Origin of the sequence: Serratia sp. 2C06 (assembly GCF_050037615.1) — a bacterium.
Lineage (GTDB): Bacteria > Pseudomonadota > Gammaproteobacteria > Enterobacterales > Enterobacteriaceae > Serratia > Serratia ureilytica.
The window spans coordinates 911,828-937,939 of record NZ_CP188299.1; the positions used below are offsets into that span (position 1 = coordinate 911,828).

A 26,112-nucleotide genomic window follows, 5' to 3' on the forward strand; every position below is an offset into this window, starting at 1 on the left:
CCACATCTAAAACTAGCATCCCATGCAATTATGCGTTAAAAACGTTGCTTGACATACCATGTTGCATCGTCAAACATGGTATCAAAAGAGACATACAGCAATACACTATAAAAAAACAACACCAGCACGTTTTTTAATAATAACCATAGTAACACCAGGGAAAATTTGTTCCGTTGCCGCTACTGAGACGATGCTCACATCGCTCGGACTGCATAAGCAAAACGGGGCTTGAGCCTTTAGCGCTAATCTGTTTTACCCACTTTTGAGCCGGGATCCGTCAGGGTCCCGGTTTTTTATTGTCCTGACGCCGCGCCATCATACGTTCTCCCCCCACCGCCGCAAATAAAAACGGAGCCGGCATGCCGGCTCCGTTGTCGTTGTAATGACCGCTGAACGTCAGAAGCGCCAGGTGAAGCCGGCGTTGACGCTGTTATCCTGATGGTGCTGCGACAGCAGCCCGCCGTAGCCCAGCGACAGCGAAGCGTTTTCGTTCACCGCCACTTCCGCGCCCGCCTTCAGCACCATGCCGTCGCGCGACACCGGCACGCTGTCCACCACGAACGGCGCGTTGCCGCCGTTGAACCGCAGCCCGGTGCCGCGCTCCAGCCCGCCGTACTGGTGTTGCCATCCCAGCTCGCTACGCAGCGCCACCGTCGTGCCCGGGGTCACCTGCCACGCGGTGTCCGCACGCAGCCCCAGCGTCGACACCGTCGCATCCGTGTGCTGCTTGTCGCCGCGCAGCGCCGCCGCGCCGCCGCTTTCCGCGATGCCGTTGTTTTCGAAGTTCACGTACGCCAGGTTGACGAACGGCTCCAGGTTCAGCCACTCGCCCTGCACGCTGTAGCCCGCTTCCGCGAACAGCTGTTCGGTGCGCGCGCTGTACTTCGCCGTGTCACGGTCCGACTGCATCCCGTAGTTCACCGACCGTTTGGTGTCGATGCGGTGCCAGGTGTAGCCCGCCCCGCCACGCAGCGCCAGCGCCCCGAACTGCTTGTCGCCGTACGCCGCCAGGTGGTAGTTGTCGCTGTCCGCCTTCGACCCGTAGCCGCCGTGCAGCGAGGTGCGGGTGTAGCCGGTCGCTACCCCCAGCCGCCAGTCGGCCGCCGCCGCCGAGTCCAGCCCCACCAGTACCCCGTAGGTCGAGGCCTGATAACCCGTGGCGTTGGCGTCGCCCGACGCGTGGTCCCACGCCCCCAGCAGCTGCGCCCAGGCGCCGTCCTCATCCGCCTTGATGGCCGACGAGCTCGCCAGCCCTTCCGCCTGACGCAGCCGCCCGTTCAGCGCCTCACGCAGGTAGCGGCTGTCGTTCACCAGCGCCGACGCGATATCCGCATGGATTTGCCCCGACAGCTGACGGAACGCCTGCCGCGCCTCACCCGCCGTGCCGCTGGTGAGCAGGCTCTCGTACACCGGGTTGCCCGCCGCCAGCGTATCCGCCGCCGCCGCCACCGCCCGCTCGTTCGACGTTTGCGCCACGCTGGCGAAGCTCGTGCCGTTGCGCCCGACGCTCAGCGTCACCCCGGCCGGCTGGTAGCTCAGCCCGGTGCCGAGGAACAGGTAGTTCGGCGCCACCGCGTCAAACTGCCCGCTCACCCCCTGCTGCGCGCTCAAAATGTTGTACTGCTGGCCCAGCAGGCTACGCACCTCGCTTTGCGTCAGCAGATTGGGGCTGTTCTCCAGCGAGACCGTCACCTCGCCGCCGCCGATCGTCGCCGCTCCGCTGCTCTGGATCCGATCGCTCTGGCCGTTCGGCCCCACTTCCACCGCGTAGCGCGAACCCGGTTCGAAGCTGACGTTGCCGGTCACGTTCAGGGTGCCGATCGAATTGCCCGGCGCCACGGTGCCGCCGCGGCGGGCGGTCAGCGAACCGACCGTGCCGCTGCCGCCGACGATGCCGCCGCTCTGCACGCTGACGTCCGAGGTGACCGAGCCGTTGATCGCCAGTCGGCCCTGATTGACCAGCGTCGGGCCGGAATAGGTGTTGGCGCCGGTCATGACCAGCGTGCCCATCCCTTCCTTGGTCAGGCCGCCGTGGCCGGAGATGTTATTGGAGTAAACGTCCAACTCACAGCTGATATCGTCACACTTCCTGGCATGCAACGTACCGGCATCCACCTCGGCGCCCAGTCCCGGAATATTGACGACAAACTGGGTCGGGCCGTAGGCCACGCCCGTCGGATCCGGGATGCGGAACTCTGCGGGAATATCCTCGACGGTATAGAACATGCCCGGGCCGTTGATGGCCTTGCCCAGGTTGATCATCCCCCAGCCGTAGAGCGCGTCGATGCCCGGCGCGCCCATGTCGGTGGCGGTGGTTTTCAGCACGTCGGCAATCTGCGCCGAGTTCATGTACGGGAAACGCTGCAGCAACACCGCCACTGCGCCGGTGACGTGCGGGGTCGCCATCGAGGTGCCGTTTTTATTGCCGTAGTCCGACACCAGATTGGCCGGATCGGAACCGTTGGCCACGGTGCTGTAGATTTTGCTGCCCGGCGACGAGACGCAGAAGCTGGCGGTATAGCCGCAGCGGGACGAGAAGCTGCTGATGGTGTAAGGCACGCTGTTGGCCGATGCCGCATCCTGCGCCACGCTGGCGACCGACAGCCAGTTCGGCGCGATGTCCGGTACGAAGTAGGCCAGCCCGCTGATCACATCCGGTTGGTTGTAATTGCCGTCGTTACCGGCGGCGAACAGCACCAGAATATTTTTGCGCGCCGCGTCGATGGCGCCCTGATAGCCTGCGCCGGCCAGGCTACCGAGCAGCGGCTTGACCTGATCGAATTGCTCCTGCGCATCCTTCAGCTCGAAGTGCAGCGCGTTAGGATCGCGGCCGCCGTCGGACAGGAAATCGGGAATGCTGACGCCCCAGCTGTTGTTAATCACCCGCACGCCGCTCTTGATCATCGCCTGCCAGCCGGCATTGGTGACGGCGCCGTCCAGGCCGAGGAATTCGCCGTACGCCGGGCCGTCGTTGTCATTATCGACGCTGATCACCTGCGAATCGAAGGCCACGCCGTGCATGCCGACGCCGTCGCGATTCGCCGCGCTGATCCCCGCGACGTGCACCCCGTGATTGCTCAGCATGCCCTGCGAACCGCTGTAGAAGTGGAAGGTGCCGTCGAAGTAAAAGCGATCGCCGGCGTTAATTCCCGGCCGGTGCGGATCGGTATAGGCGCGGTAGCCTTCGGTGACGACGTTGATCAGTTTGCCGTCGCCGGCGAATTCGGGATGGCGGTTAACCGGAGTGTCGAAAATGCCCACCTTTTGCCCTTTGCCGGTGTAGCCGGCGGCGTAGGCCTCATCGGCGTGGATCGCCCCCAACCCCCAGTTGGCGTTGAATTCAGCGCTGCGCCAGCTGGCCGGATCGCCGGGTTGGCCATTCACCTCGTGCGGCGCCGCCTGCGCATACCCTGCCAGCGCCATGCAGCAGACCAGCGCATTCAGCCGCCACGGCGAGCGACGAACGTTTCCTTTGCTATCAAAACCCATTGTTGTTGTCATTTCCTTACCTTTTGCTTGTTATTGGCCGACGCCCCAGGTGCGCCGGGTTCTCATTAGCAGGATGTGAAAAAGGAACCACCCGCAGGCGGTTCCCGTACAAGGATTGAGTCGATGTTGCTTAGAAACGCCAGGTGAAGCCGGCGTTGACGCTGTTGTCCTGATGGTGCTGCGACAGCAGCCCGCCGTAGCCCAGCGACAGCGAGGCGTTTTCGTTCACCGCCACTTCCGCCCCCGCCTTCAGCACCATGCCGTCACGCGACACCGGCACGCTGTCCACCACGAACGGCGCGTTGCCGCCGTTGAACCGCAGCCCGGTGCCACGCGCCAGCCCGCCGTACTGGTGTTGCCATCCCAGCTCGCTACGCAGCGCCACCGTCGTGCCCGGGGTCACCTGCCACGCGGTGTCCGCACGCAGCCCCAGCGTCGACACCGTCGCATCCGTGTGCTGCTTGTCGCCGCGCAGCGCCGCCGCGCCGCCGCTTTCCGCGATGCCGTTGTTTTCGAAGTTCACGTACGCCAGGTTGACGAACGGCTCCAGGTTCAGCCACTCGCCCTGCACGCTGTAGCCCGCTTCCGCGAACAGCTGTTCGGTGCGCGCGCTGTACTTCGCCGTGTCACGGTCCGACTGCATCCCGTAGTTCACCGACCGTTTGGTGTCGATGCGGTGCCAGGTGTAGCCCGCCCCGCCACGCAGCGCCAGCGCCCCGAACTGCTTGTCGCCGTACGCCGCCAGGTGGTAGTTGTCGCTGTCCGCCTTCGACCCGTAGCCGCCGTGCAGCGAGGTGCGGGTGTAGCCGGTCGCTACCCCCAGCCGCCAGTCGGCCGCCGCCGCCGAGTCCAGCCCCACCAGTACCCCGTAGGTCGAGGCCTGATAACCCGTGGCGTTGGCGTCGCCCGACGCGTGGTCCCACGCCCCCAGCAGCTGCGCCCAGGCGCCGTCCTCATCCGCCTTGATGGCCGACGAGCTCGCCAGCCCTTCCGCCTGACGCAGCCGCCCGTTCAGCGCCTCACGCAGGTAGCGGCTGTCGTTCACCAGCGCCGACGCGATATCCGCATGGATTTGCCCCGACAGCTGACGGAACGCCTGCCGCGCCTCGCCCGCCGTGCCGCTGTTGAGAACGCTTTCGTACACCGGGTTGCCCGCCGCCAGCGCATCCGCCGCCGCCGCCACCGCCCGCTCGTTCGGCGTCTGCGCCACGCTGGCGAAGCTCGTGCCGTTGCGCCCGACGCTCAGCGTCACCCCGGCCGGCTGGTAGCTCAGCCCGGTGCCGAGGAACAGGTAGTTCGGCGCCACCGCGTCAAACTGCCCGCTCACCCCCTGCTGCGCGCTCAGGATGGTGTACTGCTGGCCCAGCAGGCTGCGCACCTCGCTTTGCGTCAGCAGGTTGGCGCTGTTCTCCAGCGTCACCGCCACCTCGCCGCCGCCGATCGTCGCCGAGCCGCTGCTCTGGATCCGATCGCTCTGGCCGTTCGGCCCCACTTCCACCGCGTAGCGCGAACCCGGCTCGAAGCTGACGTTGCCCGCCACGTTCAAGGTGCCGATCGAGTTGCCCGGCGCCACGGTGCCGCCGCGGCGGGCGGTCAGCGAACCGACCGTGCCGCTGCCGCCGACGATGCCGCCGCTCTGCACGCTGACGTCCGAGGTGACCGAGCCGTTGATCGCCAGCCGCCCCTGATTGACCAGCGTCGGGCCGGAATAAGTGTTGTTACCGGTCAGCACCAGGGTGCCGATACCCTGCTTGGTCAGGCCGCCGTGGCCGGAGATATCGTTGCTCCAGACGTCCAGCCCGCACAGCACATCGCTGCAGACGCGCTCGGTCGGTTTGCCCTTGTCCAGCACCGCGCCGACGCCCGGCAGATCCACCACGAATTGGGTCGGGCCGTAAGCCACGCCCGTCGGATCCGGAATACGGAACTCCGCCGGAATATCCTCGGCGGTCACCAACATGCCTGGCCCGTTGATAGCCTTGCCCAGGTTGATCATCCCCCAGCCGTAGAGCGCGTCGATGCCCGGCGCGCCCATGTCGGTGGCGGTGGTTTTCAGCACTTCCGCCACCTGTGCGCCGCTCAGATACGGGAAACGCTCCATCAGCACCGCAACGCTGCCGGCCACGTGCGGCGCCGCCATCGAGGTGCCGCTGTATTTGGCGTAGCCGGTCGTCAGATTCTCCACGCTGGTGCCTTCAATCACCGAGCTGTATACCCGGGTGCCCGGCGCCGAAACGCAGAAGCTGGCGGTGTAGCCGCAGCGGGAAGAGAAGGTGCTGATGCTGTAGTCGCCGGTATTGGTGGGATCCTGCAAGCTGGCGACCGACAGCCAGTTCGGTGCAATCTCCGGCACGAAATAGGCCAGGCCGGCCATGGCATCGGGGTTATTCAGATTGCCGTCGTTACCGGCGGCGAAGATGGTGACCACGCCGCTGCGCGCCGCGTCGATCGCGCCCTGATAGGCGCCGCCGGGCTTGGTGCCCAGGATCGTTTTGATCTGATCGAACTGCTTTTGCGCATCGTTTACTGTGAAATGCGGATAAGCCGGGTCATAACCCCCCTCATCAAACTTTTCGGTAATGCCGATGCCCCAGCTGTTGTTGATGATGCGCGCGCCGCTGGCCACCAGCGCATCCCAACCGGCCTGGTACACCGCGCCGTCGTTGCCGAGGATGATGCCGTCCTCCGGGCCGGGATCGCCGTTTTCGGCACTGATGATCTGCGCATTGAACGCCACGCCGTGCATGGCGCCGCCGTCGCGGCTGCCGGCGGCGATGCCGCCCACGTGGGTACCGTGCGAACCGAGCGTGCCATCGGAGTCCACGCTCGGCGTACCGTCATAGCGGAAAGTGTCGCCTTTTTTCACCGGAATATAGGGATCGGTGTATTCGCGGATGCCTTCGGTAACCAGATTGATCACCTTATTCTCACCGGCAAACTCCGGGTGCTTGGCGTAGACCGGCTGATCGAAAATGCCAAGTTTGATGCCTTTTCCGGTATAACCGGCGGCGTAGGCCTGGTCGGCGTGGATCGCCCCCAGCCCCCATTCCGCGTTGAACTCACTGCTGCGCCAGCTGGCCGGATCGCCCGCTTTGCCGTTCTCTATATAGCTGGAGGCCTGCGCGCCGCCGATCGCCGTCAGGCAGATCAGCATCGCGCTCCATTGTGCGCGATGAACTCCGATTTCAGGCCAGCCGAAGGCCGCCCGAGCGGATTTAACTCCTCTAAGTTTCTTCTCCATCCCAGATACCGTCCGTTGTTGTTTGCAAATGTTTTATAAGATTTTTTGTGTAACAGTTTGGTAACACCAAATAAATAAAGCACAACAATCTCAAGTGCGCTTAATGTGTCACTCGGCAGTTCGGTGGGCGGAGAGAACGTTTCAGGGATGAATCAGACGGGGGACGATAAGGAAAGAGAATGATCTCGCTCAGCGCTGAGGCGGCATTTATTCGCGGGGGATAATTAAATTAATACAATGATAAATAATGATATTTAATTAAAAGACAACCAAAGAAAGCGTCGCCTGAAAAGTGCTTAACAGGCGCTTTTTATCACTTTTAATTATAACTTTTGCCAATATTTACTCAGTGAATTATGCTGATTTTTCACTCAGGCAGCGGCAAAAATTGGATTATCCTGCTGATGTTTTTTTGCTGTTCATCGCATCCTCTTCCGCCTGACGCAGGATGGCTTTGGCCATCCATTGCGTGACATCCTGGATACCCTCAAGCTCCAGCCCCCAGATATCTTTCAGCACCAGGAACACCTCAGAACCGTAAATCAGCGAGAAAGCATGAATCACTCTCTGTAAAGAATCTGGCGGCAGTTTACCCTGCAACGGCTCTACCGCCAGCGCCAGCAGCCGCTTGCGGTTGCCGCGCACGAACTTTTCGCCCGGCGTGGCGTGCGCCCACTGCTGCAAAGAGAGCTGCAATGCGGCGCGCAGCGCCCCTTCGTGTCGCTCCATCTGAGGATAGGCCAACGTCAGCAACTGCTGGATGCGCTTCAGGGCATCGTCGTCCTGCGGGCGCCACGCCAGAATAGGCCCCAGACTTTCCGCCACCACCGCAGTAATTAATGCGCTTTGGGTCGGGAAATAGCGGTAGGCGGTCGCGCGCGATACCTGCGCATGCGCCGCCAGATCGGTGATCGATGGAAACGCGCCCTCGCCATACAGCGTCATTGCGCTGGCCAGCAACAAACGATGTGTTTTCGCCCGGGCGGAGGTCAGAGAAAGGTCGGACGGGGTGGGAAAAGCATTTATCGGCACTTAAACCTCATACATCTGTACACGCTTGCGCGACAGGCGAGACGCCACTGCCGACAGGTTGACGACAAAGGGTTGGCCGCGCAAAAAGCTCAAAAATGAGACAGGAGTCCCATTTTGCACTGAGCTGCCCTTGCAAAAATGATACTGCCGTCTCATTATATAAATACATTAATCAATTTAATTTAAATGCCAACACCAGGGCACCTAAAAAAATATAATACATTAATTTTTAAATAAAAATTAGAAACACCCCGGAAAAATCCATGAAAGATACTTCAAATTTTGTCTATATTGCTACCACAGCAGATACGAAAGGACAAGAGTTGGAGTATGTGCGGCGGCTGATTGCCAGCCTGAATTTACCTACGCGAACCGTCGATCTCTCCACCCGAAGCTTGCCGTTTGACTCCCCGGCCGATATCGGCCCAGAAGAGGTCGCTCGCCACCATCCGGCGGGCGCAGGCGCGGTCTTTCTAGCCAGCCGCGGCCAGGCAATCGCCGCCATGGCGACCGCTTTCGAACGTTTTATCCTGACGCGCCGCGATATCGCCGGCCTGCTTGGCCTGGGCGGCTCCGGCGGCACCGCCATCATCACGCCGGCAATGCAGCAGTTGCCGATTGGCCTGCCGAAATTGATGGTCTCGAGCATGGCGGCGGGAGACGTTTCCGCCTATGTCGGCGCCAGTGATATCAGCATGTTGTATTCGGTCACCGATCTCGCCGGCCTGAACCGTATCTCGCGCCGGGTGCTGGGCAATGCGGCGCGCCAGATAGCCGGCGCAGTCCGCTTCGCCGCTGTCGATCATCACGACGACAAGCCCGCAATCGGCCTGACGATGTTTGGCGTCACCACCCCCTGCATTCAGGCGCTGGTTGCCGATCTTGAGCCGCAATGGGACTGCCTGACGTTTCACGCGACCGGCAGCGGTGGCAGAGCGCTGGAAAAACTGATCGATAGCCGGCAACTGCACGGCGCCATCGATTTGACCACCACCGAAGTGACCGATTACCTGTTTGGCGGTGTGCTGCCCTGCAATGCAGATCGTTTCGGTGCTATCGCGCGTACCGGCATCCCGTGCGTACTCTCCTGCGGCGCGATCGACATGATCAACTTCGGCGCGCTGAATACGGTGCCGGCTCGCTACGCGAACCGCCTGCGCCATCATCACAATCCGCAAGTGACGCTGGTGCGCACCAGCCCGCGGGAAAATGCGCTAATCGGACATTGGATTGGCGAGAAAATCAACGCCTGCGCGGGCGAAGTGCGCTTCGTGATCCCGGCGGGCGGCGTGTCGGCGCTGGATGCCCCTGGGCAACCGTTCTGGGATCCCGCAGCGCTGGCCGCCTTTACGCAAACGTTGGAGGAGACGGTGCACGCCACCCATAAGCGCCGGTTAATAAAAACGCCTTACCATATTAACGATCCGCGCTTTGCGCAGGCCGTTGCCGAACAGTTCCGACATATTGCCGGTGGGGAATGATAATCACTCGCTGCCGGGTCTGCCGGAGATAACGCCGAAAAAAAAGGCCAGACAAATAGTCTGGCCCTTTTTTATTTACCGCGAGCGTATATTACTGACCGGAGGACATCTGCTCCTTCATTTTATTCATATGGTCCATCATCTTTTGCTCACGTTTCTGATAATTCTCATTGTATTGTTTTTTCTGCTCAGGGGTCAGCAGGTTATACATTTTATTTTCCGCCTTGGCGCGTTCCAGCATGCGTTCGGATTGCGCTTTGCCGATCGCGTCAATTTGCGCCTTCGCCTTCGCTTCATCGAAGCTGTCGGAAGCCACCAGATTATGCAGCGCCTGGCGTTCCTCTTTCATGCCCGGACCGCGTTTCGAGTGCGACTCTTTCATGATATCGCGCATTTGCTGGCGCTGCTGCTCGGTCAGGTTCAGCCCGGCGAACGGGCCGCCTTTACCTTCACCCTTGTGATGCATCATTTTCATCGGCGCGGCATCCGCAGCCGGGGCCGCCGTCGTATCAGCGGCGAACGCCGCAGAAGCAGAACCCAGAGCCAGCGTGGAAGCAATAAATAAAGCCGTCAATTTACGCATAATCATTTCCTTAAAAATTTTTCTTCATCAGGAGCGCTGTACGTTAACAGGCTCATTCGTTCGTCGAAGATAATAATAGGCTGATAAAATTCAAGTAATGCGAGGGTGTGTAAACTTTTTAAAACCCGTCACGGGTTTATTCACCAATTATGAGAAAACTATGAAGAAGGCGTTTATTTGATGGAAATTTTAATTTCCCGGCAAAAATCTCCCCGACAGGGTTATTTTTCAGCCGCCCTCTCACCGCTATAATTTACTCGCCCACAAGGCAACCTTGTATCAACCGTTTTTCGTTAGCGGGGAAGCCGGTACAAACTTCGCACGACCCGATGTTCTCCTCCTACACTTTAAGGCAACCGGTCGCCGGGTGGCGCGTACACCGCAAAACTAATCATTGCTTATAGAATAGTTTCCATTACCCGCCCCGCCTGTGAAAACCTGTTATATGATGCACAGACGCGCACGGCGACCACTTTCGGGCCCACAGGCCGCCAGCGGTTCTTCGTGCTGACCGGCCGCCCGTGCTCTTTTGAGGAATCATCATGTCCGCAGACCAAGGCCCTGAGCTTCTTAACGCCCACTTCGGCACCCAGAGCCCCCACTGGCGGCTGGCGTTTGACAGCAATGCCCTGGAGCTGTCCGCCGTTAAGGGCAAAGCCCACGTCGCGGTGGCGCTGAGCGCCATGGACGCGGCGAAAATTCGCCGTTTGACCGGCGTGACCGCCAGCCTTGAACTCACCATCACGCTGGCCGGCGAACCGCTGCATCTGCATCTGGTCGGGCGCCGCGTCAATAACCTCGAATGGGCGGGCACCGCGTCCGCGTTCAGCGATACCCAATCCGTGGCGCGCGATCTGGTGCATGGGCTCTCCTTCGCCGAGCAGGTGGTGTCCGAAGCCAACTCGGTGATCGTGATCGTCGACCAGCACGGCCGCATCCAGCGCTTCAATCGGCTGAGCGAGGAGTACACCGGGCTGCACGAACACGAGGTGATCGGCAAGAACGTTTTCCAGCTGTTTATGAGCCCGGAAGAAGCCGCCGCCTCGCGGCGCAACATCGCCGGCTTCTTCCGCAACGGCTCTTCGTATGAGGTGGAACGCTGGGTAAAGACGGTCAAGGGCGAGCGGCTGTTCCTATTTCGCAATAAGTTCGTGCACAGCGGCAGCGGTAAGAACGAGGTGTTTCTGATCTGCTCAGGAACCGACATCACCGAAGAGCGTCGCGCGCAGGAACGGCTGCGGGTGCTGGCCAACACCGATATTATCACCGGCCTGCCGAACCGTAACGCCATCCAGGACAAGATCAACCACGCCATCGCCACGCGCGGCGAAGAAAGTTTCGGCCTGGTGTACCTCGATCTCGACAATTTCAAAAAGGTCAACGACGCCTACGGCCATATGTTCGGCGATCGGCTGCTGGTTGAGGTCTCGCTGGCGATCCTCGGCTGCCTGAGCCCGGATCAGGTGCTCGCCCGCCTCGGCGGCGACGAATTTTTGGTGCTGGCGCCTCAGACCGATCGCGAACGTTTGCAAACGCTGGCGCAGCGCATCATCGATCGGCTGAAGACCCCTTTCCGCATCGGCCTGATCGAAGTGTATACCGGCTGTTCGATCGGCATCGCGCTGTGCCCGGAGCACGGCAACGATCTCGACAGCCTGATCCGCAGCGCCGATACCGCCATGTACGTCGCCAAGGAGCACGGCAAGCGCACCTATACCGTCTTCTCGCCGGAGATGAACAAGCGCGTCGCCGAATACATGTGGCTGGACACCAACCTGCGTAAAGGGCTGGAGCAAAATCAGCTGGTATTGTATTACCAGCCTAAAATCGACGCGCGCAGCGGTGAAGTGCACAGCGTGGAAGCGCTGGTGCGCTGGGATTCGCCGGAGCGCGGCCTGATCCCGCCGCTGCAGTTCATCTCCTATGCCGAGGAGTCCGGCCTGATCGGCCCGCTGGGCCAATGGGTGTTGCAGACCGCCGCCTGCCAGGCGGCGCAGTGGCGAGAGCGGGGATTGAATCTGCGGGTGGCGGTCAACCTCTCCGCCCGGCAGCTGGCAGACGACGGCATCGTCAACGACCTGCTCGGGGTGCTGCGCCGTCACCGCATGGCCCCTTGTCTGCTGGACTTCGAGTTGACTGAAAGCAGCCTGATTGAAGACGAAAACCGCGCGCGCGTGCTGATCACCCGGCTGCGCGAGCTGGGCGCGCAGGTGCATCTCGACGACTTCGGCACCGGCTATTCGTCGCTGGCGCAGCTGGCGCGTATTCCGCTGGACGCCATCAAGCTGGATAAAAGCTTCGTGCGCGGGGTGAATTTCAACCCGGTTTCGCAATCGCTGGTGCGCGCGATCGTCGCGGCGGCGGAGGCGCTGGCCTTCCGCGTGATCGCCGAAGGGGTGGAGACCGAGAGCGAAAATCAGTTCCTCGACGAGGTCGGCGTGGACGAAAAGCAGGGCTTTCTGTTTGCGCGGCCAATGCTCCCGGAACAGCTGGAGCATTGGCTGCAGTCCTATCGCCCGCGCTCACCTTCCGCGTGAGGCGGGCGCGTTAACGTTAGCCGGCACGACGCAGGTTCAGGGTGTGGCGATCCTGCAACATCACCAGCCGCTCGATGTAGGCGCGATCTTTTTCCTCAATGGTGAAGGCCGAGTGCACCCAATCCTCGGTAATGTCCATCAGCTCGGAACGCGTCAGCTGCAGCACGCGCTGACGCGCCCGCAACATGGCGCGCATGCCGTTGAGCTTCGGCCGGATGGTATCGATGAAAGTGCGCGTCGCCATGTAGGCGTCGCCGGGCTGGAACAGCTGATCCACCAGCCCACGGCTCTCGAACCACTCTGCGGTGTGCGACTCGCCGCCCCAAATCAGTTCTTCGGCCAAGCGCATGCCCGCCTTGCGCGCCACCAGCGAGTAACCGCCCATGCCGGGAAACAGGTTGAACGCAATCTCCGGGAACCCCATGCGCGCATTGTTCTGCGCCAACACGAAATGGTGCGCCAGCGCCGCTTCAAAGCCGCCGCCCAGCGCGCTGCCTTCGACCATCGCAATGCTGACCGCGCCGGTATCGAAACCGCGCGCCGCCGCATGCACGCAGTCGATGCAGGCACGCGCGTAGGCCATCATCGCCTCGCGTTTGCGGTTCTTGATGGCTTCGGCGAAGAACTGCAGATCGCCGCCGACGTTAAACATGTTCGGCACCAGCGAGCCGGTGACCCAGAAATCGAACCGCAGCGAAGACTCTTTCGCCGCCTGCGCCAGCGTCATGATGTCTTCGATCAGCGCCTGATTAAAGCAAGGACGCGGCGCAGCTCGCAGCAGCATCCACATGATATGCCTCTCCTCTTCATAGTAGGCGGAAAGCTGCGACAGATTGCCCGCTTCGGTAAACGGACGGCAGGTGGGGTGATTGAGCAATTTCATAAGACCTTCCAGTTTTTCTGTTGATGACGGGTGAGACCGTTCCAGCCCCTACGGCTGCAGCGGAGCGGCGCTCGGCAACGCGTGGCGCCACATCATGAGTAAACGCTTTCTCGCCGACGAAACAGATAAAAATTGGAGGTAGGGAAGTGAAAAAAACCGAGGCGCGGCGGGGTTTTCATAGGAATTTTACCTATCGGCCGCCTCCCGGCATTTCATGCCGGGCGCTAACGCGTTAAGCTCGGAAAATGACCGTTTGCCGCCCCGGCGCTCAAAACGCCGCGGGGCTTTGGCTATAATCAACGCGGATACATGCCGTTTAACGTTAAGGAAATCGTGAAGTAATGCCTACAGGACCAGACCAGGAACGCCGCCAGCCCGCACAAGACACGCCGCCGAAGCCGCTTATCGCCATCAAGACCGGCCATGAAACGCTCGACCGCCGCATCAGCGGTTTTTCACGTCTGATTGAACGCATCAAAGCCTGGCCGAGCGTTGCGCACCTGCTGCGCGCCGCCGAACGCTTTAACGATCGGCTGGGCAGCCAGTTCGGCGCCGCCATCACCTATTTTTCATTCCTCTCGCTGATCCCGATCCTGATGGTGTCGTTCGCCGCCGCTGGTTTCGTGCTGGCTTCCAACCCGGATCTGCTGGCCCGTTTGATCAACCGGATCGTCGGCAGCATCAGCGATCCGACGCTGGCCAGCACGCTGAAGAACACCGTCAACACCGCCATTCAGCAGCGCACCACCGTGGGATTGACCGGCCTGGCGCTGGCGCTCTATTCCGGCATCAGTTGGATGGGCAACCTGCGCGAAGCGATCCGCGCGCAATCGCGTGACGTCTGGGAGCGCAATCCGCAGGATCAGGAGAAAATCTATTTCAAGTACACCCGCGACTTCATCTCGCTGACCGGCCTGGTGGTCGCGCTGATTATCACGCTGTCGCTGACCTCGGTCGCCGGCTCGGCGCAGGCGGCGATCGTCAACGCGCTGGGGCTGGACGGCATCGAATGGCTGCGGCCGGCGCTGACGACGATCGCGCTGTCGATCTCGATTTTCGCCAACTATCTGCTGTTCCTGTGGATTTTCTGGATGCTGCCGCGCCACAAACCGAAGAAAAAAGCGCTGCTGCGCGGCACCTTGCTTGCGGCTATCGGCTTTGAGGTGATCAAGTTCGTGATGACGATGACGCTGCCGCAGGTGGCGAAATCGCCTTCCGGCGCGGCCTTCGGCTCGGTGATCGGGCTGATGGCGTTCTTCTACTTCTTCGCCCGCCTGACGCTGTTTTGCGCCGCCTGGATCGCAACGGCCGACTACAAAGGCGACAAAGCCTTGCCGGAACGCGAGCCGCCGGCGCGCTGAAGCCATGCAATCGTGCCGGTGTTATCGCACGCGCCGGCACTTTCCTCTGGTTAATAAGCAGAAAACCAGTCAATCCCTCTAAGTCATGCGGCATGGCATTCGAAAAACCAGCATAACAAACTACCCAGTCACTTTTCTTTCCCGTTTTTACAGCCATTCACACTGTATGAATCCCATTTCTCAACGTTTAACGCTACAGAAAAGAAGCCAGGTAAAACATTAGTCTTTTTAACCGGTTAGCGGCGGCGCTGCCCAGAGTTCCAGCGTTGAAAAGGCGGAATGCTGTCACTAAGATGGATTTTTACCCCCTCCAACAATAAGAAATAGATATGCAAGCCACCATCGCACCCCCACTCGACGCCGACGACGCGTCTACACCGGTGAATTCCCGCGGGAAAGTCATCGTCGCCTCGCTGGTCGGCACCGCCATCGAGTTCTTCGACTTTTACATCTACGCCACCGCCGCGGTGATCGTGTTCCCGCACATCTTCTTCCCGCAGGGCGACCCGACCACCGCGACGCTGCAGTCGCTGGCCACCTTCGCCGTCGCCTTTGTCGCGCGCCCTATCGGCTCTGCGCTGTTCGGCCACTTCGGCGATCGCGTGGGGCGCAAGGTGACGCTGGTCGCCTCGCTGCTGACCATGGGGATTTCCACCGTGCTGATCGGCCTGCTGCCGAGCTATGAAACCATCGGCATCTTCGCCCCTATCCTGCTGGCGCTGGCGCGCTTTGGCCAGGGGCTGGGGCTGGGCGGCGAATGGGGCGGCGCCGCCTTGCTGGCGACGGAGAACGCGCCGGCCAAAAAACGTGCGCTGTACGGCTCCTTCCCCCAGTTGGGCGCCCCGATCGGCTTCTTCTTCGCCAACGGCACCTTCCTGCTGCTCTCGTGGCTGCTGAGCGACCAGCAATTTATGGAATGGGGCTGGCGCGTGCCGTTCATCCTCTCCGCCGCATTGGTGCTGATTGGCCTGTACGTCCGGGTGTCATTGCATGAAACGCCGGTGTTCGCCAAAGCGGCCAAGGCCGGCAAACAGGTGAAAGTGCCGCTCGGCACGCTGCTGAGCAAGCATCTGAAAGCCACCATCCTCGGCACCTTCATCATGCTGGCGACCTACACGCTGTTTTATCTGATGACGGTCTATTCGATGACCTACGGCACTGCGCCGCAGCCGCTGGGGCTCGGTTACTCCCGCAACAGCTTCCTGTGGATGCTGATGGTGGCGGTGATCGGTTTCGGCGTGATGGTGCCCATCGCCGGCCTGCTGGCGGACGCGTTCGGCCGTCGCAAGACCATGATCGCCATTACCCTGCTGATGATCGGCTTCGCGTTCCTGTTCCCGACCCTGCTGGGTTCCGGCAACCAGGCGCTGGTGATGGGCTTCCTGCTGTGCGGCCTGAGCATCATGGGGCTGACCTTTGGCCCGATGGGCGCGCTGCTGCCGGAGCTGTTCCCCACCGAAGTGCGCTATACCGGCGCATCGTTCTCCTACAACGTCGCGTCGATTCTCGGCGCGTCCGTGGCGCCTTACATCGCCACCTGGCTGGCGGCCCACTACGGGCTGTTTTACGTCGGCATGTACCTGGCGGCGATGGCCGGGCTGACGCTGCTGGCCCTCCTGCTGATGAAAGAAACCCGCCACCAGTCGCTGTGATCCTCTGCGGCCCCCTCACTGCGGGGGGCCGCACGCGTTGTTCGTTTCCTGTCATAAAACCGGGCTATGCTGGACGTTTCTCTCGGTAACAGGATCGGCCGATGTCTCTGCGTCGTGGGGTATTTGTCTGCGTGGTGCTGCTGGCGGCTCTCGCCATCGCGCTCTATTACGGGTTGAAACCCGACCATCCCGATGCGCTGTGGCGCATCGTCAGCCAGCAATGTCTGCCCAATCAGCAGGCGCATGACAACCCGGCGCCCTGCGCGCAGGTGGATGTGCAGGCCGGTTTCGTGGTGTTTAAAGATCGCAACGGGCCGCTGCAATACCTGCTGATGCCCAGCGCCAAAATCACCGGTATCGAAAGCCCGGCAGTGCTGGACGCCGCCACGCCGAATTTCTTCGCCCAGGCCTGGCGCGCGCGCCACGTGATGGCGGAACGCTATGGCAAACCGATCGACGACGGCGATATTTCACTGGCGATCAATTCGGAATATGGCCGCACGCAAAACCAGCTGCACATTCATATCTCCTGCCTGCTGCCGGCGGTAAAACAGCGGCTGGCGCAGATCGGCCCCCATTTCATCGAGCAATGGCAACCGCTGCCCGGCGGCCTGTTGGGGCATGACTATCTGGGGCGGCGGGTGACCCCCGCCGAACTGGAACAACAGGGCGCCTTCCGCCTGCTGGCCTCCGGCCTGCCGCGCGCCGACGGGCGTATGGGCAGCTTCGGCCTGGCGATGACCGCGCTGCCGGACGGGGATTTCCTGCTGCTGGCAACCGAGCGCAGCCTGCTGCCGTTCACCCTGGCCTCGGCGGAAGAGATCCAGGATCACGACTGCCGGCTGCTCACGCCGCCGCCGCGCACCTGATTATTTTTTGCCTTTCATCTCCCTCAGGATCTGCCCGCACTGGTTCTCCTCGCCGCCTTCACTGGGCGAGACCAGCGCCAGCAGCGCCGCCGCCGGCGTCAGCACCGCCCCCAACGCCACCGCCGCCGCGCCGCGCGCGATCAGCGGCCCGGCTTTGACCCCGGCGTCCGGATGCTTGAAGGTGCCTTTCACGTACAGCGGCGATCGCAGGGTCAGCACGCGCATGCCCTTGCTTTCCGGATCGATGGATAAATCCAGCCGTTCGGTGGCGAGGTTGGTGTTGCCGGTGATGTTGATCACCGCGTTTTCGGTGTCGAACACGAACAGTCGCGGCGCGGCGACGCCGCTGCGGATGCCGACGTCCGCCGCCGCGCAGTTGATGCCCACCACGTCGTCACCGAACAGCTGTGCCACCAGATAGTTACCGACGTTCAGACCGAGGATCTCCATCAGGCTACGGCTGATCACCCCGTTATTGATCAGCAGGCGCAGATCGCCGTTGCTGGTCGCCAGCAGCTCGGCCACCGAATTGCCGCTGCCCGTCAGCCTGGCATCGCCGTTCATCTGCCCGAGGCTGCGCTTCATCGCCTCCACGTTCGGCAACAGCTGTTTAAGCTGAAGTTTGCGTGCATGCATATCCACCTGCCCGCGCATCGGCTTTTTGCCGCCGTCGAGGCGCACGACGGCGTTCAGGCTGCCGCCCGCCATGCCGAAGCGCAACGGATCCAGGCGCAGTTCGCCATTGTTCAGCTTCAGGTGCGTGGCCAGATCGCTCAGCGGCAAATCGCTGCCGCGTTCAATGCGCGCGGCGGCAAACTTCACGTCCGCATCCATCTTGCTCCAGCTTTGCGTATCGAACTGTTCGACCGGCAGCACCTTATCCGCAGGCTGACGGCTTTTCTCGCCGCGCCCGGCTTTGGCGGCGTTGGAGTCGGCGCCGATCAGCGGCGCCAGATCCGCCAACCTCAGCTGCCGGGAGTTCACCGCGCCGCTCAGCGTGGGCCGCGGTTTACCGGCAACGTACTTCAAGCTGCCGTGAATGTCGCTGTCGCCGATTTTTCCGTCGAATTTCTGGTACTCAAACACCGCGCCGCCCGGCTGATGCAGACGGGCGGTCAGATGGCCATCGGTCGCATACGGCGGGGTATTCGGCAACAACACGCCGGTCAGGCCATAGAGGTTGCTCAGGCTTTCACCGGAAAATTTCAGCTGTACATCCAGGCCGCCGAGGTTCAGCGGATCGGACAAGGTGCCCGCGACCACCACCCGGGTGCTGCCGGAGCGCACATCGGCCTGCAGCGGGAACGGCAAATCGGCGCTCTGCAGCGACAGCATGCCGCCAATCTTGCCGCTGCCGCTCAACGGTTCGCCGTTATATTTGCCCTTCACCTGCCAGCCGAAAACGTAATCGGGGGTCGCGGTCTTGTCGCCGCCCTGTTTGCCGGTCACTTCACTGAACGGCAACGGCTTGCCGAGCGGATCGATGACGGCGCGGAAATCCGCCTTCAGCGTGGCGTCTTTAAAGGCGATCTGCCCCTTGTCGAATACGATGTCGTGAACGGTGAACGACCAGTCGGAAGGCGGCTGCTTGGGATCCTGGCCGGCAGCCAGGTCAAACGTCCAGTTGTTGTCGCCGTTGGCCAGACGTTGCAACGAAGCATTCGGCTGCTTCAGCCAGATGCGCGGGATCAGCAGCTCTTTACCCAGCAGCGCCAGCGGCGCAATGCTGGCGTCGACGCGCTGCAGCGTCACCATGCTGTCGCCGGGCATGTTTTTCGGGTTACCCAGCCACACGTCTTCGGCGTGAATATGCGGCCAGGGCACCCAGGCGCGCCAGCCGCCCTCATCCGGATTGCGCGACCAGTCGACGCCCAGATCGCCGCGAATGGCGAACGGTCGCCGCAGTTCGGCCGACACTTTGTCGTTGATGGTAGGCTTGAGTCGATTCCAGTCGAAGGTAGCAATGAAGATCGCCAGCGCGACGATCAGTAGCAGCACAATGCCGCCCAGCCAGCTGAAAACCTTTCCTGTTCTTGTCATAGCGGCTCCCTCAGCGCATAAATCGGGCTGCCGAATGAAAGGAAAAGGAGTTAGCAGCCCCGTTTAAGCCTAGCTGAGGATAGGCCGGAGTTCACGCCGGCGTGCCGGGCGCGGCGAACAGCGTCGGCACGCTGTGCAGAGTTTCAAAGCACGCCGGGCGGGAAAGGTAGTAGCCCTGAGCGGCCAACGCGCCGGAACGCTGCACCAGCCGCCACTCTTGTTCGGTTTCCACACCCTCGACGATCACCCCGTCGCTGTGCTGGTTCATCATCTTGATCAGGGTGCCGAGCAGCTGGACGCCCTCTTCCGACTGTTTGAGCAAGGTAAACAATTCGCGCGCCACCTTGATGTATTGATAACGCCAGGCGCCGACGGCGGAGAAGTTGGCCAGCCCGCTGCCGAAATCGTCCAGCCACAGCCGCTCGCCGCCGACGATCTGCTGCAGCGGGCGGTTTGACGCCGTTTCGGCGTGCTCCACCAGCTCGAAGCGCAGATAAGGCATCTCGGCGATCTGCCGTTGCAACGCGCTATGGCGCTGCAACGCTTGCAGCGCGATGCCGTCGATATTGACCGACACCATCACCGCGTGACGAATGAACAACGCCTGCCAGCGCTGCAACAGCGCCAGCTGTTCCTGGATCACCTGCAAACGCTGGGCGACGCCGAGCGAGGAAAAATAATGCTCCGGGGATTGCCGCTTGTCCGGCTCATTCGGGTGATACACCGCCGTCAGCAGTTCCACCGCCAGCAGCGCGCCGCTGGTGCGATAAATCGGCTGGAAGGTATACAAGCGCCGGCATTGCCGCCAGTAGCGCCGCGATTTGGCGCAGGCATAGAGGGCAAAACAAGGCGCCAGCAGACCAGAGATCAGATTGGTTATCATCGGTACTATCGCCGTGGCGGGGAAATGAGAGCGCTGCCGCTGTTTCTTTACCCAGCTTATCGGCAACGCAGCGTAAAACTTTAAGCCGAATTGCCGCCCGTTTCGCCTCCGTCCTGCCCGCGTTCGCCGATCGCGATCATAAAAAATTAAAACGCCGTTTTAATTTATTGACTCCCTGACCGCCTTGCGTGGAGACTGACAGCTATTGCTTCTTCTTTAGCCAGGGCTTATTGACGATGACTATCCGAAATCTCGCCGTGATCGGCGAATGCATGATCGAGCTGTCGCAGCAGGGCGCACAGCTGACGCGCGGCTTTGGCGGCGATACCCTCAACACCGCCGTCTACCTCGCCCGCCAAATGCCGGAACAGACGCTACGGGTGCATTATGTCACCGCACTCGGCACCGACAGTTTCAGCGGCGACATGCTGCAGGCCTGGCGGCAGGAGAAGATCGAGACCGAGTTGATTCAGCAATTCGACAACAAGCTGCCGGGCCTGTACCTCATCGAAACCGACGCCGCCGGCGAACGTACTTTCTACTACTGGCGCAATGACGCCGCCGCCCGGTATTGGCTTGCGGGACCGCAGGCCGACGCACTGTGCGAACGGCTGGCGCAGTTCGATTACTTGTACCTCAGCGGCATTAGCCTGGCGATCCTCGCGCCTGCCGATCGCATGAAACTGCTGGCGCTGCTGCGCCGCTGTCGCGCCAACGGCGGCAAGGTGATCTTCGACAACAATTACCGTCCGCGCCTGTGGCAAAGCCGTGAGGAAACGCAGCAGGCCTACCGCGAGGTGCTGGCCTGTACCGACATCGCTTTTCTGACGCTGGATGACGAAGAGTTGCTGTGGGGAGCGCAGCCTATCGAACAGGCGGTAGCTCGCACGCAGGCGCTCGGCGTCGGCGAGATCGTCATCAAACGCGGCGCGCACGCCTGCCTGGTGTTCAGTATGGCAGGGGAGAAACTTGAGGTGCCGGCGATCGCGCTGCCGCCAGAGCGTGTCGTCGACACCACCGCAGCGGGCGATTCTTTCAGCGCCGGTTACCTGGCGGCCCGCCTGAACGGCGGCAGCGCCCAACGGGCGGCGCAGCGCGGCGCCATCATTCCCGCCGCAATGATGCCGGAGGCATAAAAAAAGCCGGCATCGCTGCCGGCTCTTTCTCTTTGTGCTTTGCCTTGCGGAAAATCAGCCCGCGACGGCGATGCGTTTCATATCGGTCATGTAGCCGCGCAGTTTACGGCCGACGGTTTCGATAGGGTGGCTGCGCACCGCTTCGTTCACGTCGCGCAGCTGCGCATTGTCCACCGCCGTACCCGTCACAGCTTTGCCCAAATCGCCCGCCTGCAGGGTGGTCATGAAGTCCTTCAGCAGCGGCACCGCCGCGTTGGCGAACAGGTAGTTGCCGTACTCTGCGGTATCGGAGATAACCACGTTCATTTCATACAGACGCTTACGCGCAATGGTGTTGGCGATCAGCGGCAGCTCGTGCAGCGACTCGTAGTAAGCCGACTCTTCGATGATGCCGGCATCGACCATGGTTTCGAACGCCAGCTCAACGCCCGCTTTCACCATCGCCACCATCAGCACGCCGTGATCGAAGTACTCTTGCTCGCTGATCTTGCCTTCAAACTGCGGCGCATTCTCGAATGCGGTTTTGCCGGTCTCTTCGCGCCAGGTCAGCAGTTTCACGTCGTCTTCCGCCCAGTCGGCCATCATGCCGCTGGAGAACGCGCCGGAAATGATGTCGTCCATGTGCTTCTGGAACAGCGGCGCCATGATGGTTTTCAGCTGTTCGGACAGCGCATAGGCACGCAGCTTGGCCGGGTTGGACAGGCGATCCATCATCAGGGTGATGCCGCCCTGCTTCAGCGCTTCGGTGATGGTTTCCCAGCCGAACTGAATCAGTTTCTCGGCGTAAGCCGGATCGGTGCCCTCAGCAACCAGCTTGTCGAAGCACAGCAGCGAACCCGCCTGCAGCATGCCGCACAGAATGGTCTGCTCGCCCATCAAATCGGATTTCACTTCGGCAACGAAGGAAGACTCCAGCACGCCGGCGCGGTGGCCGCCGGTCGCCGCCGCCCAGGCCTTGGCGATCGCCATGCCTTCGCCTTTCGGATCGTTTTCCGGGTGAACCGCAATCAGGGTCGGCACGCCGAAGCCGCGCTTGTACTCTTCACGCACTTCGGTGCCCGGGCATTTCGGCGCGACCATCACCACGGTGATGTCTTTACGCACCTGCTCACCCACTTCAACGATGTTGAAGCCGTGGGAGTAACCCAGCGCCGCGCCGTCTTTCATCAGCGGCTGCACCGCGCGCACTACGGAAGAGTGCTGCTTGTCCGGCGTCAGGTTGACCACCAGATCCGCCTGCGGGATCAGGTCTTCGTAGGTGCCGACCTTGAAGCCATTTTCGGTCGCCTTGCGCCAGGAAGCGCGCTTCTCGTCGATCGCTTCTTTGCGCAGGGCATAGGCGACATCCAGACCGGAATCGCGCATGTTCAGACCCTGGTTCAGCCCCTGGGCGCCACAGCCGACAATCACCACTTTTTTACCTTTCAGGTAGCCGGCTTCGTCAGCAAATTCGTCGCGCGCCATAAAGCGGCATTTACCCAATTGCGCCAACTGCTGACGCAGGTTCAATGTGTTGAAATAGTTAGCCATGGTGGTACTCCGGTTTGATGTTGTCTTGCATTGTTATTTTCATTCCCCGCCCTGTCTGTGCGGAGATTCGTTAAACTCAATGTATAACAGGAAATGCGTTGCTTAAATTGATATATTGAGAACGTGATATTGCAATTTTTGCAACACTCTCACTGCGAGCGTATCGATATGGATTTACGTGATTTAAAGCTGTTCCTGCATCTGGCCGAAAGCCATCACTTCGGGCGCACCGCCAAGGCGATGCACGTCAGCCCGTCGACGCTCTCCCGCCAGATCCAGCGGCTGGAAGAGATCCTCGGGCAGCCGCTGTTCCTGCGCGATAACCGCACCGTGCAGCTCACCGACGCCGGCGAACAGCTGAAAGAATTCGCCCAGCAAACGCTGCTGCAATATCAGCAGCTCAAGCACTCGCTCGGCCAGCACGGCCCTTCGCTGAGCGGCGAACTGCGGCTGTTCTGCTCGGTGACTGCCGCGTACAGCCACCTGCCGCCGATCCTCGATCGCTTCCGCGCACAGCACCCGCTGGTAGAGATCAAGCTGACCACCGGCGACGCCGCCGACGCGGTCGACAAGGTGCAGTCCAACGAGGCCGATCTCGGCATCGCCGGCCGGCCGGAAACGCTGCCCGCCAGCGTGGCGTTCACCAAAATCGGCGAAATTCCGCTGGTGCTGATCGCGCCGGCGCTGCCCTGCGCGGTGCGCAGCCAGGCGTTCGCCGACAAGCCCGACTGGGCCGAGATCCCCTTCATCTTGCCGGAGCACGGCCCTTCGCGAAAACGCATCGAACTGTGGTTCCGCCGTCACCGCATCAGCAATCCGCTGATTTACGCCACCGTCGGCGGCCACGAAGCCATCGTGTCGATGGTGGCCCTGGGCTGCGGCATCGCGCTGATCCCGAGCGTAGTGGTGGACAATAGCCCGGAACCGGTGCGCAACCGCATCTCGCAGTTGGATAACATCTCGATGGTCGAACCGTTCGAGTTGGGGGTCTGCGTCCAGAAAAAACGCCTCAGCGATCCGCTGATCGACGCCTTTTGGCGATTGCTGCATCCCCGCTGACGCGGGGTTTTTACAGGTCGGCCGGATCGACCTGCTTCATCGCCTCCACCTGCATCAGCCAGTGATAGAGCGGCTCAAGCTGCAAAAATGCCCCGGCCAGCAGCGGCGCCAGATCGGCGTTGAACAGCTTTTCCACTTCGCTGTCCGTCACCATCACCGCGAACGATTTGCGGTTGTACCAGGTGGCGATCTCCGCCGCCTGCTCCTTGACCAGCGGACGCTTGTAGCTCTCGCCCACCAGCTCGAACGGCGGCCGGCAACAGGCGGCCACCTCCAGGAAAAGCTGCGGCCGCTGTTTCAGCGTATGGCGGAACAGATCCATGGTCGGCTTGTTGGCGCTGTAGTAACCGAGCCCATAGCGCAGCATGTCCGGCCCCAGTTCGAAAAAGTAGACCGGCGCATCTTTCCAGTCTTTGCTCGGGCGCTTGAACGTGAGCCACATGCGGCTGCGGTAGCGCGACTTGTCGTGAGAAAACCGCGTATCGCGATGAATGCGCGACAGCGTTTTGCCGATCGCCGGGCGGGTCTCGAACTGCGGATCGATCGCCAGCATGCCGGGAGCAAGCTGCTCCACCAGCGCGCGAAACGGCGCCAGCAGCTCGCGATCGTAGATGTCGCGGTTGCCGTCGAACCACGCCTTATCGTTCTCGATCCGCACCTGCTGCAGGAAATTCAGGCCCTGCTGGCTAAAGCCGGAGAAAGGTTGCGTCATAAGTTTTTCCGTTCTGACGGTTTATCGGGTATTGCGCAGATCTTCCCTCTGCCAACGGCGTTTGATAAACACGCGCCGACGCGTGCGGAAATAGGCGACATACAGGTAGAACGCCGCCCGGTTGCTGAACAGCGCCCCGCCAACCGCGCCCCCCAGCAGCAGGGCGCCGGTGGCGATGCCGGTCATGCCCGCCGCCCACGCCGCCGCGCCGCCGAGGCAACACAGACCGAGCATGCCAAGGTAATATTGCAGCAATACCACCCCGCTGTTTTTACCCTGCACCAGTTGGAACAGGATCAGCGTCATCCACACCGCCACGATCGCGCCGCTGCCCATCAACACGGCGGCGGAGGTCTTGCCGCTCCAGGCGGCCGCCACATCCGTGACCAGACCCATCACGCCCGCCAGGCCCAGCATCAGGCACACCATCAGCAGCATGACGTTGCCGACGCCCGGCGGTGACAGCCGCTGGCCCGGCGTCATGAAATGCTGCTCGAGCTGCGCATCCACGCCGGCGAAAAGCGCACGATCGCGCGCCGCGATTTGGCTTTCCATCTCCCGGCCCTGCACGATCAGGCGTTTAATCATCCAGTCCGCCATTACCTCACCATCTGCGGCAATTTCTGCATAATGCCCACAAAATACTGCCCGGTGGTTTTCACATTCACCGGTGCAGACAGGGTGCCGCTGATGCCGCTGCCCACGAACGTCAATGAGTTATTGAGCGCCGAATGCAATTGCTGACGCAGCCCGTTTTGGATCGCTTCCGTCGGATAGCGCTTCGGGTATAAACCGTTCTTCACCATCTCTTTCAAGACGTTATTGGAAATCCCCGGGTTTTCCGCCCGAATGATGTTTTCGGTCAGCCGCTTCCTTTCGCTGCGGGGCATGCTTTTCAGCCATTCCGTCGCCTTGCGCGCCGAAATGCGGCGCATGGCGCGATAGGTCATCGTCGCTTCCTTCAGGGCGGCCCCGGCGCTGGCCAGCGAGATCACATCGAGCACGGTACTGGTGGCGATATACCACTGCTCTGAATCGAGCTGAGCCAATTCATCCCCTTTCCCGTCATAAAGCTTGTTGACGCGGTACAGCCCATTGCCGCACTGCAGCGCGCTGGCGGCCATGCCGGCATAGCCCAGATAAGCCACCGCTGAGCTGGTGCCGCCGGTAAACGGCACGGCGACGCTGCCCGACGCCAGTAAAAATACCGATACCAGCAGCGTTCCGCACGACAGCGCGGCCGAGGCCAACTCTTTGCTGACGCTGGGTTTGCTCAGCGCTTCCGACAGCGTATTGGTTGCGGCAACGCGCGAAGTATGAGCCACCGTTTTGCTGATGACCACATGAGTGACCTGCGAGGCGTTCGAATAACCGGTGTGCTGCGTCGGACGAACTAAAAATGAGTTTTGCCCGTCGGAAAAAATAATCCCCACGCCATGAAAGGCGAGGCTGCAGTCCAGCGAGTCCTGCAGGGCTTGCAGATTAATATCGCGATAGAATTCTTGTACGCCGGTATTGCCCAACAGGCGGGCAAACTCGGCGTTGGTCAAATCGTCTTCGGGAGAACCGAACGGCGTAGAAAAAGCAGTTTTCATTGTCGTGCATCCCTATACGTCAGAAGTCT

18 protein-coding genes are annotated in these 26,112 nt (G+C 61.3%); 7 read left to right on the plus strand and 11 right to left on the minus strand.

Going from position 1 to position 26,112, the window contains the following annotated elements; all coding sequences use genetic code 11:
• Nucleotides 1-396 precede the first annotated feature (396 nt).
• The 3 genes from ACP3TA_RS04815 to ACP3TA_RS04825 all read right to left on the minus strand — a co-directional run bounded on the left by ACP3TA_RS04815 (nucleotide 397) and on the right by ACP3TA_RS04825 (nucleotide 7,762).
• A complete protein-coding gene (locus tag ACP3TA_RS04815) occupies nucleotides 397-3,489 on the minus strand; it encodes an autotransporter outer membrane beta-barrel domain-containing protein (RefSeq protein WP_426784552.1) in 3,093 nt (1,030 codons plus the stop codon).
• Nucleotides 3,490-3,619: 130 nt separating this feature from the next.
• The gene (locus ACP3TA_RS04820; protein ID WP_047573352.1) at nucleotides 3,620-6,643 is read right to left on the minus strand and encodes an autotransporter serine protease; all 3,024 of its coding nucleotides are present in this window, start codon (nucleotides 6,641-6,643) and stop codon (nucleotides 3,620-3,622) included.
• A 480-nt stretch (nucleotides 6,644-7,123) separates the two neighbouring features.
• Entirely contained in the window at nucleotides 7,124-7,762 is a 639-nt protein-coding gene (locus ACP3TA_RS04825) for a TetR/AcrR family transcriptional regulator (RefSeq protein WP_033645365.1), read from the minus strand.
• A gap of 263 nt (nucleotides 7,763-8,025) precedes the next feature.
• Here ACP3TA_RS04825 and ACP3TA_RS04830 point away from each other — a divergent pair, with 263 nt between their 5' ends.
• The gene (locus ACP3TA_RS04830) at nucleotides 8,026-9,243 is read left to right on the plus strand and encodes a Tm-1-like ATP-binding domain-containing protein (RefSeq protein ID WP_033645366.1); all 1,218 of its coding nucleotides are present in this window, start codon (nucleotides 8,026-8,028) and stop codon (nucleotides 9,241-9,243) included.
• A gap of 91 nt (nucleotides 9,244-9,334) precedes the next feature.
• On the opposite strand, the gene spy is transcribed toward ACP3TA_RS04830, so the two are convergent.
• Nucleotides 9,335-9,826 (minus strand): ATP-independent periplasmic protein-refolding chaperone Spy, encoded by a 492-nt coding sequence (gene spy / locus ACP3TA_RS04835; RefSeq protein ID WP_033645367.1) that lies wholly within the window; start codon nucleotides 9,824-9,826, stop codon nucleotides 9,335-9,337.
• A gap of 542 nt (nucleotides 9,827-10,368) precedes the next feature.
• Between spy and pdeR the strand changes: the two genes are divergently transcribed.
• On the plus strand, nucleotides 10,369-12,363 hold the full coding sequence (pdeR, locus tag ACP3TA_RS04840) for a cyclic di-GMP phosphodiesterase (protein WP_033645368.1): 1,995 nt from the start codon (nucleotides 10,369-10,371) through the stop codon (nucleotides 12,361-12,363).
• A 16-nt stretch (nucleotides 12,364-12,379) separates the two neighbouring features.
• Here the strand turns inward: pdeR and ACP3TA_RS04845 are convergent, their stop codons facing one another.
• Nucleotides 12,380-13,246: a crotonase/enoyl-CoA hydratase family protein gene (locus tag ACP3TA_RS04845; RefSeq protein WP_033652699.1), complete on the minus strand. Its 867-nt coding sequence runs from the start codon at nucleotides 13,244-13,246 to the stop codon at nucleotides 12,380-12,382.
• A 341-nt stretch (nucleotides 13,247-13,587) separates the two neighbouring features.
• Here ACP3TA_RS04845 and yhjD point away from each other — a divergent pair, with 341 nt between their 5' ends.
• The 3 genes from yhjD to ACP3TA_RS04860 all read left to right on the plus strand — a co-directional run bounded on the left by yhjD (nucleotide 13,588) and on the right by ACP3TA_RS04860 (nucleotide 17,128).
• Nucleotides 13,588-14,607: an inner membrane protein YhjD gene (gene yhjD, locus ACP3TA_RS04850; RefSeq protein WP_021505224.1), complete on the plus strand. Its 1,020-nt coding sequence runs from the start codon at nucleotides 13,588-13,590 to the stop codon at nucleotides 14,605-14,607.
• Between the two features lie 329 nt (nucleotides 14,608-14,936).
• Nucleotides 14,937-16,259 (plus strand): MFS transporter, encoded by a 1,323-nt coding sequence (locus tag ACP3TA_RS04855; protein WP_016930463.1) that lies wholly within the window; start codon nucleotides 14,937-14,939, stop codon nucleotides 16,257-16,259.
• A gap of 101 nt (nucleotides 16,260-16,360) precedes the next feature.
• Entirely contained in the window at nucleotides 16,361-17,128 is a 768-nt protein-coding gene (locus ACP3TA_RS04860; protein WP_046687953.1) for a CDP-diacylglycerol diphosphatase, read from the plus strand.
• On the opposite strand, the gene ACP3TA_RS04865 is transcribed toward ACP3TA_RS04860, so the two are convergent.
• Both ACP3TA_RS04865 and pdeH read right to left on the minus strand, forming a co-directional pair.
• Nucleotides 17,129-19,168: an AsmA family protein gene (locus ACP3TA_RS04865; RefSeq protein ID WP_033645371.1), complete on the minus strand. Its 2,040-nt coding sequence runs from the start codon at nucleotides 19,166-19,168 to the stop codon at nucleotides 17,129-17,131.
• Nucleotides 19,169-19,259: 91 nt separating this feature from the next.
• Entirely contained in the window at nucleotides 19,260-20,051 is a 792-nt protein-coding gene (gene pdeH, locus ACP3TA_RS04870; RefSeq protein ID WP_033645372.1) for a cyclic-guanylate-specific phosphodiesterase, read from the minus strand.
• Between the two features lie 236 nt (nucleotides 20,052-20,287).
• Here pdeH and ACP3TA_RS04875 point away from each other — a divergent pair, with 236 nt between their 5' ends.
• Complete coding sequence (locus tag ACP3TA_RS04875) at nucleotides 20,288-21,187, plus strand: sugar kinase (RefSeq protein ID WP_426784553.1); 900 nt, start codon at nucleotides 20,288-20,290, stop codon at nucleotides 21,185-21,187.
• Between the two features lie 54 nt (nucleotides 21,188-21,241).
• On the opposite strand, the gene ilvC is transcribed toward ACP3TA_RS04875, so the two are convergent.
• Nucleotides 21,242-22,717, minus strand: a complete 1,476-nt coding sequence (ilvC, locus tag ACP3TA_RS04880) for a ketol-acid reductoisomerase (RefSeq protein ID WP_033645374.1) — start codon at nucleotides 22,715-22,717, stop codon at nucleotides 21,242-21,244.
• A 168-nt stretch (nucleotides 22,718-22,885) separates the two neighbouring features.
• Here ilvC and ilvY point away from each other — a divergent pair, with 168 nt between their 5' ends.
• On the plus strand, nucleotides 22,886-23,776 hold the full coding sequence (gene ilvY / locus ACP3TA_RS04885) for an HTH-type transcriptional activator IlvY (RefSeq protein ID WP_004929971.1): 891 nt from the start codon (nucleotides 22,886-22,888) through the stop codon (nucleotides 23,774-23,776).
• A 10-nt stretch (nucleotides 23,777-23,786) separates the two neighbouring features.
• Here ilvY and ACP3TA_RS04890 read toward each other — a convergent pair whose 3' ends face one another.
• The 3 genes from ACP3TA_RS04890 to ACP3TA_RS04900 are packed head-to-tail and all read right to left on the minus strand — an operon-like array spanning nucleotide 23,787 to nucleotide 26,083.
• Complete coding sequence (locus tag ACP3TA_RS04890; RefSeq protein ID WP_033645375.1) at nucleotides 23,787-24,488, minus strand: DUF2461 domain-containing protein; 702 nt, start codon at nucleotides 24,486-24,488, stop codon at nucleotides 23,787-23,789.
• 21 nt (nucleotides 24,489-24,509) lie between these two features.
• Nucleotides 24,510-25,088 (minus strand): hypothetical protein, encoded by a 579-nt coding sequence (locus ACP3TA_RS04895; protein WP_170853393.1) that lies wholly within the window; start codon nucleotides 25,086-25,088, stop codon nucleotides 24,510-24,512.
• A complete protein-coding gene (locus ACP3TA_RS04900) occupies nucleotides 25,088-26,083 on the minus strand; it encodes a hypothetical protein (protein WP_033654501.1) in 996 nt (331 codons plus the stop codon). Before ACP3TA_RS04900 ends, ACP3TA_RS04895 begins: the two co-directional genes overlap by 1 nt.
• Between the last annotated feature and the right edge of the window lie 29 nt (nucleotides 26,084-26,112).

Excerpts from the sequence above, each read along its gene's own strand:
- ACP3TA_RS04875 (WP_426784553.1), top strand. The coding sequence starts at position 20,288 with ATGACTATCCGAAATCTCGCCGTGATCGGCGAATGCATGATCGAGCTG.
- ACP3TA_RS04815 (WP_426784552.1), bottom strand. The coding sequence starts at position 3,489 with ATGGGTTTTGATAGCAAAGGAAACGTTCGTCGCTCGCCGTGGCGGCTG.
- ACP3TA_RS04830 (WP_033645366.1), top strand. The coding sequence starts at position 8,026 with ATGAAAGATACTTCAAATTTTGTCTATATTGCTACCACAGCAGATACG.
- ACP3TA_RS04855 (WP_016930463.1), top strand. The coding sequence starts at position 14,937 with ATGCAAGCCACCATCGCACCCCCACTCGACGCCGACGACGCGTCTACA.
- ACP3TA_RS04895 (WP_170853393.1), bottom strand. The coding sequence starts at position 25,088 with ATGGCGGACTGGATGATTAAACGCCTGATCGTGCAGGGCCGGGAGATG.
- ACP3TA_RS04820 (WP_047573352.1), bottom strand. The coding sequence starts at position 6,643 with ATGCTGATCTGCCTGACGGCGATCGGCGGCGCGCAGGCCTCCAGCTAT.
- ACP3TA_RS04860 (WP_046687953.1), top strand. The coding sequence starts at position 16,361 with ATGTCTCTGCGTCGTGGGGTATTTGTCTGCGTGGTGCTGCTGGCGGCT.
- ACP3TA_RS04865 (WP_033645371.1), bottom strand. The coding sequence starts at position 19,168 with ATGACAAGAACAGGAAAGGTTTTCAGCTGGCTGGGCGGCATTGTGCTG.
- spy (WP_033645367.1), bottom strand. The coding sequence starts at position 9,826 with ATGCGTAAATTGACGGCTTTATTTATTGCTTCCACGCTGGCTCTGGGT.
- ACP3TA_RS04845 (WP_033652699.1), bottom strand. The coding sequence starts at position 13,246 with ATGAAATTGCTCAATCACCCCACCTGCCGTCCGTTTACCGAAGCGGGC.
- ACP3TA_RS04890 (WP_033645375.1), bottom strand. The coding sequence starts at position 24,488 with ATGACGCAACCTTTCTCCGGCTTTAGCCAGCAGGGCCTGAATTTCCTG.
- pdeR (WP_033645368.1), top strand. The coding sequence starts at position 10,369 with ATGTCCGCAGACCAAGGCCCTGAGCTTCTTAACGCCCACTTCGGCACC.
- yhjD (WP_021505224.1), top strand. The coding sequence starts at position 13,588 with ATGCCTACAGGACCAGACCAGGAACGCCGCCAGCCCGCACAAGACACG.
- ACP3TA_RS04900 (WP_033654501.1), bottom strand. The coding sequence starts at position 26,083 with ATGAAAACTGCTTTTTCTACGCCGTTCGGTTCTCCCGAAGACGATTTG.
- ilvY (WP_004929971.1), top strand. The coding sequence starts at position 22,886 with ATGGATTTACGTGATTTAAAGCTGTTCCTGCATCTGGCCGAAAGCCAT.
- ilvC (WP_033645374.1), bottom strand. The coding sequence starts at position 22,717 with ATGGCTAACTATTTCAACACATTGAACCTGCGTCAGCAGTTGGCGCAA.
- pdeH (WP_033645372.1), bottom strand. The coding sequence starts at position 20,051 with ATGATAACCAATCTGATCTCTGGTCTGCTGGCGCCTTGTTTTGCCCTC.